The organism is Pseudomonas putida, from assembly GCF_026625125.1.
Classification (GTDB): Bacteria; Pseudomonadota; Gammaproteobacteria; order Pseudomonadales; family Pseudomonadaceae; genus Aquipseudomonas; species Aquipseudomonas putida_X.
On sequence record NZ_CP113097.1, the window covers coordinates 4,848,329 to 4,861,680 of the forward strand.

Consider the following 13,352-nt stretch of genomic DNA (forward strand, 5'->3'; position numbering starts at 1 on the left):
GCGCTTTTTTTTGCAGGCCAGGCCACTTTGCAGAAAGCCCGCCAAGCCTATGGAAACGGGCTTGCCCGAAATGGGCCAAAGACGGTCTATTCCACAATTTTTTACGCCTGCCAGGGTTCAGGGAACATCTGCTGGTCACACGAGTCGGTTATTCAAGTGGCAGCGCGTCGATCGTGGGCCGACACGCCCTGATTGCCTGTTGATCTTGGGTTCTTCACGCCCTAAAGTGCGCGCCGAACGTCCATGCTGGAAACGATCCATCCGGCTCAAGTACTGAGTAGGCGAACCAAAGTGGGGATACGGAGGACGTTCAGTTTGCAGCCACTTATCTTTTCAGTTTGCCCATGGAGTCCCTGAGCATGTCGATCCAGGTCGAAGACTATTTCGCGCGTGACACCTTCCAGAAAATGAAGGCGTTCGCCGACAAGCAGGAAACCCCGTTCGTACTCATCGATACCCAGATGATCAGCCAGGCCTACGACGACCTGCGCGCCGGTTTCGAGTTCGCCAAGGTCTACTACGCGGTCAAGGCCAACCCGGCGGTCGAGATCATCGACCTGCTCAAAGAGAAAGGCTCGAGCTTCGACATCGCCTCGATCTATGAGCTGGACAAGGTCATGGGCCGTGGCGTCAGCGCCGACCGCATCAGCTACGGCAACACCATCAAGAAGTCCAAGGACATCCGTTACTTCTTTGAAAAAGGTGTGCGCCTGTACGCCACCGATTCAGAAGCCGACCTGCGCAACATCGCCAAGGCCGCCCCGGGCTCCAAGGTCTACGTACGCATCCTGACCGAAGGCTCCACCACCGCCGACTGGCCGCTGTCGCGCAAGTTCGGCTGCCAGACCGACATGGCCATGGACCTGCTGATCCTGGCCCGCGACCTGGGCCTGGTGCCATACGGCATTTCCTTCCACGTGGGTTCGCAACAGCGCGACATCAGTGTGTGGGACGCCGCGATCGCCAAGGTCAAAGTGATCTTCGAGCGCCTGAAGGAAGAAGACGGCATCGAGCTGAAGCTGATCAACATGGGTGGCGGCTTCCCGGCCAACTACATCACCCGCACCAACAGCCTGGAAACCTACGCTGAAGAGATCATCCGCTTCCTGAAGGAAGACTTCGGTGACGACCTGCCGGAAATCATCCTTGAGCCAGGCCGCTCGCTGATCGCCAACGCCGGTATCCTAGTCAGCGAAGTCGTGCTGGTTGCGCGCAAATCGCGTACCGCTGTCGAGCGCTGGGTGTACACCGATGTGGGCAAATTCTCCGGCCTGATCGAAACCATGGACGAGTCCATCAAGTTCCCGATCTGGACCGAAAAGAAAGGCGAGATGGAAGAAGTGGTCATCGCCGGCCCGACCTGTGACAGCGCCGACATCATGTACGAGCACTACAAGTACGGCCTGCCGCTGAACCTGGCGATCGGTGACCGCCTCTACTGGCTATCGACCGGTGCCTACACCACCAGCTACAGCGCAGTGGAATTCAACGGCTTCCCGCCGCTGAAGGCCTACTACCTATAATGCAGAACGGGGCCGAAAGGCCCCGTTTTCATTGGTGCCTGGCTTGGCCCCATCGCCGGCAAGCCGGCTCCCACCCCGACCGCGCAGTTCTTCAGGCCTGCGCTTTGTCTGTGGAAGCAATTCCTAATGGCCGGCGCAAATCCATGTGGAAGCAATTTCTAAAGACCAGCGCAAATCCATGTGGAAGCAATTTCTAAAGACCAGCGCAAATCCATGTGGAAGCAATTTCTAAGGGCCGGCGCAAATCCGTGGGAGCCGGCTTGCCGGAGATGGGGCCAGTGCCGACACCATCACACCTGGCGCTGTTCTATCTCAGCGGCATACCGCGCCGCAAAGGCCATCAACCCTGGCCCAGCCCCCTGCAAGGTCACCAACGCACTGCGCAAAAAATTCAGGTTGCCCTCAACCCGCGCCCGCTCCAGCCACGGCCCCACTTCGGCCATCTGGCCACGCTCGGCCAGCACCATCGCCAAACTGAACATTCCACGAAAATCCCCCGCCTCGGCCGATCGCCGATACCAGCGCACCGCCCGCACCGGACTTGGCGCCGTAGCGATACCCTGCTCCAGGTAACGCCCATACAGGTTCATCGACTTGGCATGCCCCAGCTGCGCAGCCTTCTGGTAGCACATCAATGCCTGCGCCTGATTGGCCGGCACCCCACGCCCGGTAGCCAGCAGGTTGCCCAGGTTATACAACCCCCAGTCCAGCCCGGCATCGGCCGCGCGGGCATAGTGAACCGCAGCCTGTGCCACATTCACCTCGCCACCCCAACCATGCTCCAGGCACCGCCCGAGCATATTGTGCGCCATGGCACTGCCACCCTGGGCGGCAATACCGAACCAGCGCCGGGCCACTCCGGCATCCGCTTCGATGCCGCGGCCGTCGAGCAGGATCTGCCCGAGCAGCAACTGCGCCTCGATCACGCCCTGCCCTGCCGCCGCGAGAATGGCCTGGGCGGCTTTGCCCGGGCTATCTTCGAGCATGGCCTTCAGGCCGGCGACATCCACCACTTCTTCACGGCGCAACGGATAGGACACGGCTCAGACCTCTGCCCAGCGGCGCAGCAGGTTATGGTAGGTGCCAGTCAATTGCAGCAACGAGGGGTGCTCCGGCACATCGGCAGTGAGTTGCTGGATGGCATTGTCCATCTCGAACAGCAACGCACGCTGGCTGTCCTCCCGCACCAGGCTCTGGGTCCAGAAGAACGCCGCATAACGCACGCCGCGCGTCACCGGGTTGACCTTGTGCAGGCTCGTGCCCGGGTACAGCACCAGGTCACCGGCCGCCAGCTTGACCTGTTGCTCGCCATAGGTGTGTTGGATCACCAACTCGCCACCGTCGTAGCTGTCCGGATCGCTGAGAAAAAGCGTAGAGGAAAGGTCAGTGCGCACCCGCTCCGGGCTGCCTTTGGGCTGGCGCAGGGCATTGTCGATGTGGAAGCCGAAGTTGCCACCCTCACGGTAGCAGTTGATCAGCGGCGGGAAGACTTTGTGCGGCAGCGCCGCCGACATGAACCGCGGCGTTTTCCACAGGCGGTCGATCAGCGCGCTACCGATTTCCTTCGCCAGCGCGTGGCCTTCTGGCAGCTGCAAGTTGTGCTTGGCCTTGGCCGACTGATAGCCGGCCGTGACCTTGCCATCGGCCCAGTCAGCCTGCTCCAGTGCCGCGCGAATGCGGGCAAGCTCGTCGGCGTCGAACAGGCCGGGAATATGAAGCAGCATGGCGGCAGCACCGTAACGAATTGTAAAGAAGCCAATGATATTGATTCCCTTTTACGCCGCACAAGCCCTTTCTGCACCCGAGACGTTTCAGCTTCCTTTGACCGTAAAGAAAATTTGTAAAGATTGTAAATTCGCAGTGAATGGTAACGACTCTCAATTGTGACCTACAATCACTTGCATTATGATCCGCGGCCTTCACACCTTGGGGAAGGTCCATAACAATGCGTCAATACGTGCCATCTGCAGTGAGTTCGCCACGCCTGGTCGTGTCCGCCATCGGCGTCGCCCTGAGCGCTTCGTCCGCCTACGCCGCCGATCCCGCTACCAGCAGTGCCATTACCCTCGATGCCACCAGCGTCAACGGCAAGGCCGAGCAGGCCAGCACCGATTACAAGGTCGAGAAGGCCTCCTCGCAGAAGTACACCGCACCGTTGGTGGACACCCCGCGCTCGGTTACCGTCATCCCCCAGCAAGTCATCAAGGACACCAACGCCCTGAGCCTGCAGGATGCCCTGCGCACCGTACCGGGCATTACCTTTGGTGCAGGCGAAGGCGGCAACCCGCAAGGCGACCGCCCGTTCATTCGTGGTTTCGACGCCCAGGGTGACACCTACCTGGACGGTGTCCGCGATACCGGCGCGCAAACCCGTGAAATCTTCGCCATCGAATCGGTGGAAGTGGCCAAAGGCCCCAACTCGGCCATCGGTGGCCGCGGCGCGGCAGGCGGCACCATCAACCTGGTGAGCAAGCGTGCACACCTGGGCAACTCCCTGGACGGTGCCTGGACCTGGGGCAGCGACCAGACCCAACGCTACACCTTCGACGGCAACTACCAGTTCAGCGACACCGCTGCCGGCCGGCTCAACCTGATGACCCACGAGAGCAACGTCGCCGGCCGTGACAAGGTCAACTATGACCGCTGGGGTATCGCCCCCTCCCTGGCCTTCGGCCTGGGCACGCCAACCCGCGTCAACCTCGACTATTACCACCTGGAAAGCGACGACCTGCCGGATTCGGGCATCCCGTACAGCATCCCGACCGGAGGCAGCGGCGCACGTACCTCGGCGCACCCGAGCAAGCCGATCGACGGCGGCGACAGCGACAACTTCTATGGCCTGACCGGTCGCGACTTCCGCAAGACCCGTGTGGACATCGCCACTATCGCCGTGGAACACGACCTGAGCGAATCGTTGACCATCAAGAACACCCTGCGTCATGGCAACAGCATGCAGGACTATATCCTGACCCAGCCAGACGACAGCATTGGCAACGTCAACAACAACGGCGTATGGCGGCGTGCCAACACCCGTGTGGGCAACACGGCCACCACCACCAACCAGACCGACCTGTTCGGTGAGTTCTTCGTGGGCGGTTTCAAGAACAGCTTCTCCACAGGGGTCGAGTTCAGCAAGGAGGACTCGGACCGCCAGAGCTACACAGTGTCGCCAAACAGCAAGCTCACCTGCACCGGCCCGAGCAATGGTGGCAGCTGTACATCGCTGAGCGACCCGAACCCCGACGATGTCTGGGATGGCACTATCTCGCGCAACTACGCCGGCACCAAAACCAGCAGCAAGACCCGTGCAATCTACGCCTTCGACACGCTGGAGCTGACGCCTGAGTGGTTGTTGAACATGGGCCTGCGTTACGACCACTTTGACACGAAGTTCCGCACGTACGATGCCTCGGGCGCGACAGTGGTGAACAAGAACGGCGTTCAGACCAAAGGCCGCGACACCAGCGAGTTCTTCACCGGCCAGCTGGGCCTGGTCTGGAAACCGGCTGAGAACGGCAGCATCTACGTTTCCTATGCCACTTCCGCCACCCCGCCCGGGGCGATGCTCGGCGAGGGAACCGAAGGCAACCCGCTGTCGGGCACCACCGACCGTGGTGGCAACATCCTGGCCAGCGACATGGAGCCGGAAGAAACCACCAACTACGAAATCGGCACCAAGTGGGATCTGCTCGACGAGCGCCTGTCCCTGGCCGCCGCGTTGTTCCGCACCGAAAAGGAAAACGCCCGTGTGCAGGTGGACACCACCACCTACGAAAACGTCGGCGAAACCCGCGTGCAAGGCATCGAACTGTCGGCCAGCGGCAAGCTTACCGACAAGTGGCAAGTGTTCGCCGGCTACACCTACCTGCAGGCCCGCCAGGTCGACGGCGGCCCGCTGGGCAAGGCCAACGACGGCAACCAGTTGCCGAACACGCCGAACAACAGCGCCAGCCTGTGGACCACGTACTCGATCACCCCGAAACTGACGGTCGGCGGCGGCGCGTTCTATGTGGATGACGTCTACGGCAACGTGGCCAACACCACCATGGTCGACAGCTATGTACGTTACGACGCCATGGCCGCCTACAAGCTGACCAAGAACATCGACCTGCAACTGAACGTGCAGAACCTCACCAATGAGGTGTACTACGACAAGGCGTTTTCCACCCACTTCGCCAACCAGGCGGCGGGCCGGACCGCATTGCTGACCACCAGCGTCCACTTCTGAAGCAACAGCCCGGAGCCCCGTTCATTCCTGTGAGCGGGGCTTTTGCGTATCAAGGCATAATGCACGCCGCGCCAGGCGCGGCAGCAATACAAGGTGATCGATGTGGTGAAGAAGACACTGTTCCAATTGCACTGGTTCTTTGGCATCACCGCCGGCCTGGTGCTGGCCTTGATGGGCATTACCGGGGCGCTCTATTCGTTCCAGGAAGAACTCCTGCGTGCCTTCAACGCCGATGTCTTGAACGTCGAGGTCCGCGCCGAGGGTGTGCTGCCTCCGGCTGAGCTGGTGCGCCGGGTCGAGGCCGCTCAAGGCGACAAAGTGTCGATGCTGTGGGTAGATGTACGCGAAGGCAACGCCGCACGGGTGTTCTTCACACCACCACCGGGCGAGCGCCGCGGTGAGCTGCGCTATGCCGACCCCTATACCGGTGAGCTCAAGGGCCAGGCCGCAGGGCAAGACTTCTTCAAACTGATGCTCACCCTGCACCAGTTCCTTGCCATGGGTGACACGGGCCGGCAAATCACGGGGGCCTGCACCCTGATGCTGGTGTTTTTCTGCCTTTCCGGCCTGTACCTGCGCTGGCCGCGCAAAGCCCTGAACTGGCGCACCTGGCTGACCTTTGACTGGGCAAAAAAAGGCCGCGCCTTCAATTGGGACCTGCACGCCGTTGCAGGCACCTGGTGCCTGCTGTTCTACCTTCTGTTCGCGCTGACCGGGCTGTTCTGGTCCTACGAATGGTACCGCGAAGGCCTGAACAGGCTGCTGGCCGACGCCCCTGCCGCAGGGCAGCAGCACAAGCGCGGCGAAGGCCGTGGCCGCCATGGGCCGCAGAAGGTGGACAAGAACGCGCCGCCGCTGGTGGTCGACTACGACGCCATCTGGGCCAGCCTGAAAAACGCTGCCGGCCCACGCCTTGCCATGTACAACCTGCGTCTTCCCCCTGCCGGGGGCCAGCCCGCCAGCCTGTTCTACCTGCTCGACAGCGCTGCGCACCCACGCGCCTTCGATACCCTGACCCTGGACCCGGCCACCGGCCAGGTGAAAAGCCACGACCGCTACAGCGAAAAATCCTTCAAGGCCCAGCTGTTGCAAAGTGTCTATGCCTTGCACGTGGGTGAATACTTCGGCCTGCCGGGGCGGATCATCGTCACCCTCGCCAGCCTGACCATGCCGCTGTTCTTCGTCACCGGTTGGCTGCTGTACCTCGATCGCCGCCGCAAAAAACGCCAGGTCCGCGCGGCCCGTGGCAGCGTCGACAGCACTGCCGGCACCGGCGACAGCTGGTTGATCGGCTTTGCCAGCCAGAGCGGTTTCGCCGAGCAACTGGCCTGGCAGAGCGCCGGCCAGCTGCAGGCGGCAGGGTTGCCGGTGCAAGTACGTGCGCTTGCCGATCTGGGCGAAGAGGACCTGCGCCAGACGCGCCGCGCGCTGTTCGTCGTCAGTACGTTCGGTGACGGCGAGGCGCCTGACAGCGCCCGAGCCTTCGAGCGCAAGGTGCTGGGCCAGCCTTGGGCGCTGAGCGGCCTCAGCTATGCCGTGCTGGCGCTCGGTGATCGCCAGTACCCGCACTTCTGCGGCTTTGCCCGGCGCTTACAGGCATGGCTCGGCGAGCGCGGTGCCAGCACGGCGTTCAGCCCGGTGGAGGTGGACAACGCCGACCAGGCGGCCCTGCAGCAATGGCAACAGGAGCTGGCACAGCTGACTGGCGCCCAGCCCGTCGCTGCCTGGCAACCGCCAAGTTTCGGCAACTGGACCTTGGTCAGCCGCGAACGGCTCAACCCTGGCAGCCAAGGGCAAGCGGTCTACCTGATCGGTCTGCGCTGCGAAGCGCCCGCCAGCTGGGAGGCCGGTGACCTGGTTGAAATTCTGCCGCTCAATGGCCAGCCACGCGTGGAGGCATTCCTCAGCGGCCTGGCCGTCGACGCCAACGCTACGGTGCAGCTTCACGGCCTGAACGAGACCCTCGCCCAGGCCCTGGCAGGCCGCCAGCTACCCACCCAGCGGGAGCACCTGATCGGCTTGCAACCACAAGCCCTGATCGATGCGCTGGTTCCGATCGGCAGCCGCGAATATTCCATCGCCTCGATCGCCAGCGATGGTGTGCTGGAACTGATCGTACGCCAGGAGCGTCACCCCGATGGCACCCTTGGCCTGGGCTCTGGCTGGCTGACTGAATACCTGCCAGTCGCTGGCACCCTTGGCCTGCGCCTGCGCCGCAACAGTGGTTTCCATTTGCCCGAAAGCGCCGCGCCGATGATCCTGATCGGCAACGGCACAGGCATTGCGGGCCTGCGCAGCCTGCTGCGGGCGCGGGTCAATGCCGGCGAGCAGCGCAACTGGCTGTTGTTCGGCGAGCGTAACCGCGCGCATGACCTGCTGTGTGGCGATGAGCTGCAAGGCTGGCTGGCTAACGGCGACCTGGCGCGGCTGGACCTGGCGTTCTCGCGCGATCAGGCCGAGAAGGTGTATGTGCAGGATGTATTGCTGCAGCAGGCCGAAGCGTTCAAGCGCTGGGTTGCCGATGGGGCTTATGTGTATGTCTGCGGCAGCCTGCAAGGGATGGCGGCCGGTGTCGATGCGGCGCTCAAAGGCATGCTCGGCGAAGCGGTTGTCGAGCAGTTGATCGAAGATGGGCGTTATCGGCGGGATGTTTACTGATCAGGGGTTGATGCAGCCAGCACCGGCACCATCGCCGGCAAGCCGGCTCCCACTCTAATGTGGACTGCCCCCAAGAAGTTGGACAGCAATCCAATGTCTTGGGGCAGTCCGCTATCTTGAGCCTGCGCCGCACCGGTGGGAGCCGGCTTGCCGGCGATTGGCCGGTGCAGACTCAGTGCAGCTCGAAGGTATCGGCATCCAGGTTGGCCGGGAAGCGGGTGCGGTAGTTGGCGAGCTCCGCTGCCCGCAGCACCACCGTGAACACGCCATCAGCCTCACCCGCGCTGAGCAGGCTTTCACCCTGAAAATCCAGCACCTGGCTGTCGCCTGAATACGCGAAACCCTTGCCATCGGTGCCCACCCGGTTCACCGCGGCCACAAAGCACAGGTTTTCGATACCCCGCGCCGGCAGCAGCCGGTTCCAGTGCTGGCGGCGTGCTGCCGGCCAGTTCGCGGTGTACAACAGCAGGTCGGTATCCTGGGCATCGCGGCTCCACACCGGGAACCGCAGGTCGTAGCAGATCAGCGGGCGTACCCGCCAGCCCTTGATCTCGAACTGCACCTGACGCTCACCCGGGGTGTAATGCTTGTGTTCACCGGCCATGCGGAACAGGTGGCGCTTGTCGTAGAACAGGATCTCGCCGTCCGGCCGCGCCCACAGCAAGCGGTTGCGGTGGCTGCCATCGGCGGCCTGGATGATCACGCTGCCGGTAACCACAGCGTTGATGCGCTTGGCCTGCGCCTTGAGCCATTTGTACGTCGGGCCGTTCTCAGGCTCGGCCAGGCTTTCCGATTCCATGGAAAAACCCGTGGTGAACATCTCGGGGAGGATCACCAGGTCGGCGTCTCCAGCCTGGTCGAGCAAAACCTCGAAATGAGCGTAATTGGCCTCGCGGTCGTGCCAGGCCAGGGCCGTTTGCACCAAGGCGATTTTCAGGTTGGGCAGTGCACTCAGATCGCGCATAGTTTTTCCGCTGCCTGACGCAGCGTCTCCTCACGTTTGGCAAAGCACAGGCGTATCAGGCGTTGCTCGGGGATGGGTCGCTGGTAGAACACCGACACCGGAATGGTCGCAACGCCGTGTTCACGGGTGAGCCAAAGGGCCATTTCGACGTCGTTCAGGTCTGGCCGGATCTGCGAATAGTCCACCAGCTGGAAATAAGTGCCCGCCGTGCGGGTAAAGTTGAAACGCGAACCCTCCAGCAAACCGCAGAACACGTCACGCTTGCCCTGGTAGAAGGCCGGCAACTCGTCGATATGCTCGGGGTGCTCGGCCATGAAGTCGGCCAGGGCGCACTGCAGCGGCGTCACGCCACAGAAGTTGACGTACTGGTGCACCTTGCGCAGCTCTGCACTCAACGCCGCAGGCGCGATCACGTAGCCGGTCTTCCAGCCAGTGACGTGGTACGTCTTGCCGAACGAGCTGACCACAAAGGCACGTTGATACAGCTGTTCGTGGGCCAGCACGCTGGCGTGGCGGACGCCGTCGTAAACCAGGTGCTCGTAGACTTCGTCGCTGATCAGGTAGATATCGCGGTCGGCAACGAGCGTTGCCAACTGCTCAAGGTCTTCGCGGGTGATCAGCGCGCCACTGGGGTTGTGCGGCGAATTGAGGATGACCATGCGGGTGCGCGGGCTCAGGGCATCGCTGAACTTCTGCCAGTCGATACGGAAGTCGCCGTCGCTCAGTTGCACATGCACGCAGCGACCACCGGCCAGCTCCACCGAAGGCTCATAGCTGTCGTAACACGGGTCGAAGACAATCACCTCGTCACCCGCATGCACCACTGCCTGGATGGCACAGAAAATCGCCTCGGTGGCACCGGGGGTGATGGTCACTTCCTGGTCGGCATCCACCTGTGCGCCGTACAGCCGCGCCACTTTGGCAGCCACCTGCTGGCGCAAGGCCGGCAGGCCGGTCATTGGCGAATACTGGTTATGCCCGGCAGCCACGTGCCGGCCCACTGCATCGAGCAGGGCCTGCGGGCCATTGAAGTCAGGGAAGCCCTGGGACAGGTTGAGCGCGCCCGTCTGCACAGCGAGCTGGGACATGGTGGTGAAGATGGTCGTGCCGACGTTCGGCAATTTGCTGCGGATCATGGAGCCCTCTTTCCTGCGGGACGGAGAGCTATAAGCTACAAGCTCCAAGCCACAAGAAAAAGCGACATGTATCAGCGTCCGCTCATTCTTGTGGCTTGCGACTTGAAGTCTGCCGCTTGTCAGCGCTTGTCGCGGCGCTTCTTCTCGGCCTTCTTGTGGTGCGACATCAAGCGGCGCTTCTTGTTGACCTGGCGGTCGGTGAGGGTGTTCTTCTTGCCCTCGTACGGGTTCTCACCGCCCTTGTACTCGATACGGATCGGCGTACCGACCAGTTTGAGCACGCGGCGGTAGGTGTTTTCCAGGTAACGCGAGTAGGACTTGGGGATCTTCTCGGTCTGGTTGCCGTGGATCACGATCAGCGGCGGGTTGGCACCCCCGAGGTGGGCATAGCGCAGCTTGATGCGGCGGCCATTGACCAGCGGAGGCTGGTGCTCACTGACGGCGTCTTCGAGGATCTGCGTCAGACGGCTGGTTGGCCAGCGGGTGACCGCCGATTTGAACGCGGCCTGCACCGACTTGTACAGGTGACCCACGCCGGTGCCGTGCAGCGCCGAGATGAAGTGGATGTCGGCAAAGTCGACGAAGAACAGCCGGCGCTCCAGTTCGGTCTTGACGTAGTCGCGCTCACCCGGCTCCATGCCGTCCCACTTGTTCAGGGCGATGACGATGGCGCGGCCCGCTTCCAGGGCGAAGCCCAGCAGGTTGAGGTCGTGGTCGACCACGCCCTCGCGAGCGTCCATGACGAAGATCACCACGTTGGCGTCCTTGATCGCCTGCAGCGTCTTCACCACCGAGAACTTTTCGACTTCCTCGTGAATCTTGCCGCGCTTGCGCACACCCGCGGTGTCGATGAAGGTGTACTTCTCGTTATCGCGCTCGAACGGGATGTAGATACTGTCACGGGTGGTACCCGGCTGGTCGTAGACCACCACGCGCTCTTCGCCGAGCATGCGGTTGACCAGGGTCGACTTGCCCACGTTGGGGCGGCCGATGATGGCGATCTTGATGCCATCCTTTTCGCTCGGGCCGGGGATGCGTACCGCTTCCTCGCCTTCGGCAACCTCCTGGTCGAGGGCTTCTTCCTCGGCATCGCGAGGAATGTGACCCAGCACCGACTCCATCAACTGATTGATGCCACGGCCCTGGGAGCCTGCCACCGGAATGGCATTACCCATACCCAGCGGCGAAAACTCGGCGCGGGCGACGTCGGCGTCGATGTTGTCGATCTTGTTGGCCACCAGAATGGCCGACTTGTTCCGCTTGCGCAGGTGCTCGGCGATCATCTGGTCGGCGGCAGTCATGCCGGCGCGGGCGTCGACCAGGAACAGCACGTAGTCGGCTTCTTCGATAGCCATCAACGACTGCTCGGCCATCTTCTCGTCCATGCCCACTTCGTCACCGGTGATACCACCGGTGTCGATCAGGATGAAGGAGCGACCCTGCCAGCTGGCATCACCATACTGGCGGTCACGGGTCAGACCCGACAGGTCACCCACGATGGCATCGCGGGTTTTGGTCAGGCGGTTGAACATGGTGGATTTGCCGACGTTCGGCCGTCCCACCAGGGCGATTACGGGAACCATGCGGCTCTCCACTCTTGAATTCTTGAAAATGCAAAGGCCGCTGCAAGGCAGCGGCCGGAGTTCGGGCGGCGTGTCCTACGCCGCAACTCAAGACCTGTCGTGGTCTTGAGCATAGCTTCAGCGGATGGTCAGTGCCTCGAGCTTGCCGCTGTTGCCAAAGACATAGATGGTGTCGCCGACCACCAGGGGCCGGGCGCGCAGGCCATCGCTGTCGATACGCTCACGTCCGACGAAACGGCCGTCGACCTGGCTGAGCAGGTGCAGGTAACCTTCGAAGTCACCTACAGCCACGTAACTGGAGAACACTTCCGGCGCCGACAATTGACGGCGGGCCATCGAGTCGTTGGTCCACAGGGCGCTGGAAGAGCGCTCGTCGACACCTTCGACACTGCCTGAGGCCTCGCTGACATAGACGTTGCCGAAACCTTGGGCGACACCCACGTAGCTCGACGCATCACGCTGCCACAGCACACGGCCGCTCTCCAGGTCCAGGCCCGCTACGCGGCCCTGGTAGGTGCTGACGTACAGCGTGCCACCGGACAGCAGCAGGCCGCCGTCGATGTCGACCACACGGTCCAGCTCGGAACGGCCCTGCGGGATGGCCACACGGCTCTCCCACACTGGCACGCCATTGTTGATGTCGACCGCCACCACCTTACCGGTGGAAAGGCCGGCGACGGCCAGGCGGTTGGTGACAATCGGCGCACCGGTGCCCCGCAGGGTCAGGACAGCCGGAGTGCTCTCGTAGATCCAGCGGCGGTCGCCGGTAGCGGCATCGAGCCCGATCAGGCGGTCGTCCTGGGTCTGCACCACCACAACGTCACCGTTGTTGGCAGGCGGCGCCAGCACTTCGCTGGTGACGCGGGAACGCCAGCGCTCTTCACCGGTGCTGGAGTCCAGGGCAATCACTTCACCCTTGAGCGTGCCGAGCATGACCAGGCCATAGCCAACGCCGACGGCGCCGGAAACCGGCAGCTCCAGGTCCTTCTTCCACACGACGTCGCCAGTGATGCGGTCGAGGGCGAAGACTTCGCCATTGACGTCGCTGGCGTAGATGCGGTCGTTCTCGATGGCGGGTACCAGGGTATTGTAAGTCTCGCCCTGGCCGTCACCGATCGAACGGCTCCACTGTTTTTTCAGTACCACTTCTTCGGTGAACTTGGTCAGCTCGGCCGGAGGCAGTTCCTTCTTGCTGTTGCTGCTGCACCCTGCGGCCAGTACGGCCAGGGTCAGCACTGCTGCTTGTTTCCAACCGATCAC

Annotated in this window: 9 protein-coding genes; 3 read left to right on the forward strand and 6 right to left on the reverse strand. The window is 62.5% G+C overall.

Annotated elements, in window-relative coordinates; translation table 11 throughout:
- The first annotated feature begins 359 nt into the window (after nucleotides 1-359).
- Complete coding sequence (locus tag OSW16_RS22325) at nucleotides 360-1,523, forward strand: type III PLP-dependent enzyme (protein ID WP_012316125.1); 1,164 nt, start codon at nucleotides 360-362, stop codon at nucleotides 1,521-1,523.
- A 290-nt stretch (nucleotides 1,524-1,813) separates the two neighbouring features.
- Here the strand turns inward: OSW16_RS22325 and OSW16_RS22330 are convergent, their stop codons facing one another.
- On the reverse strand, nucleotides 1,814-2,563 hold the full coding sequence (locus OSW16_RS22330; RefSeq protein WP_267818566.1) for a tetratricopeptide repeat protein: 750 nt from the start codon (nucleotides 2,561-2,563) through the stop codon (nucleotides 1,814-1,816).
- 3 nt (nucleotides 2,564-2,566) lie between these two features.
- Nucleotides 2,567-3,247 carry a Fe2+-dependent dioxygenase gene (locus OSW16_RS22335; protein ID WP_241804196.1) on the reverse strand — a complete coding sequence of 227 codons (681 nt, stop codon included), beginning with the start codon at nucleotides 3,245-3,247 and terminating at the stop codon, nucleotides 2,567-2,569.
- Between the two features lie 221 nt (nucleotides 3,248-3,468).
- Between OSW16_RS22335 and OSW16_RS22340 the strand changes: the two genes are divergently transcribed.
- Nucleotides 3,469-5,751: a TonB-dependent receptor gene (locus tag OSW16_RS22340; RefSeq protein WP_267818568.1), complete on the forward strand. Its 2,283-nt coding sequence runs from the start codon at nucleotides 3,469-3,471 to the stop codon at nucleotides 5,749-5,751.
- A 102-nt stretch (nucleotides 5,752-5,853) separates the two neighbouring features.
- The gene (locus OSW16_RS22345) at nucleotides 5,854-8,409 is read left to right on the forward strand and encodes a sulfite reductase flavoprotein subunit alpha (RefSeq protein WP_267818570.1); all 2,556 of its coding nucleotides are present in this window, start codon (nucleotides 5,854-5,856) and stop codon (nucleotides 8,407-8,409) included.
- Between the two features lie 172 nt (nucleotides 8,410-8,581).
- Here the strand turns inward: OSW16_RS22345 and OSW16_RS22350 are convergent, their stop codons facing one another.
- The 4 genes from OSW16_RS22350 to bamB all read right to left on the reverse strand — a co-directional run bounded on the left by OSW16_RS22350 (nucleotide 8,582) and on the right by bamB (nucleotide 13,352).
- Nucleotides 8,582-9,373, reverse strand: a complete 792-nt coding sequence (locus tag OSW16_RS22350) for an amidohydrolase (RefSeq protein ID WP_267818572.1) — start codon at nucleotides 9,371-9,373, stop codon at nucleotides 8,582-8,584.
- Nucleotides 9,361-10,509, reverse strand: a complete 1,149-nt coding sequence (locus tag OSW16_RS22355) for a pyridoxal phosphate-dependent aminotransferase (RefSeq protein ID WP_267818574.1) — start codon at nucleotides 10,507-10,509, stop codon at nucleotides 9,361-9,363. The genes OSW16_RS22350 and OSW16_RS22355 overlap by 13 nt, the downstream gene beginning before the upstream one ends.
- Nucleotides 10,510-10,628: 119 nt before the next feature.
- A complete protein-coding gene (gene der / locus OSW16_RS22360; RefSeq protein ID WP_241804191.1) occupies nucleotides 10,629-12,092 on the reverse strand; it encodes a ribosome biogenesis GTPase Der in 1,464 nt (487 codons plus the stop codon).
- A 117-nt stretch (nucleotides 12,093-12,209) separates the two neighbouring features.
- The gene (gene bamB, locus OSW16_RS22365; RefSeq protein ID WP_241804190.1) at nucleotides 12,210-13,352 is read right to left on the reverse strand and encodes an outer membrane protein assembly factor BamB; all 1,143 of its coding nucleotides are present in this window, start codon (nucleotides 13,350-13,352) and stop codon (nucleotides 12,210-12,212) included.

Bases quoted from the DNA above. Each gene is read 5' to 3' on its own strand.
- OSW16_RS22350 (WP_267818572.1), bottom strand. From the start codon at position 9,373: ATGCGCGATCTGAGTGCACTGCCCAACCTGAAAATCGCCTTGGTGCAA.
- OSW16_RS22340 (WP_267818568.1), top strand. From the start codon at position 3,469: ATGCGTCAATACGTGCCATCTGCAGTGAGTTCGCCACGCCTGGTCGTG.
- OSW16_RS22355 (WP_267818574.1), bottom strand. From the start codon at position 10,509: ATGATCCGCAGCAAATTGCCGAACGTCGGCACGACCATCTTCACCACC.
- OSW16_RS22325 (WP_012316125.1), top strand. From the start codon at position 360: ATGTCGATCCAGGTCGAAGACTATTTCGCGCGTGACACCTTCCAGAAA.
- der (WP_241804191.1), bottom strand. From the start codon at position 12,092: ATGGTTCCCGTAATCGCCCTGGTGGGACGGCCGAACGTCGGCAAATCC.
- OSW16_RS22335 (WP_241804196.1), bottom strand. From the start codon at position 3,247: ATGCTGCTTCATATTCCCGGCCTGTTCGACGCCGACGAGCTTGCCCGC.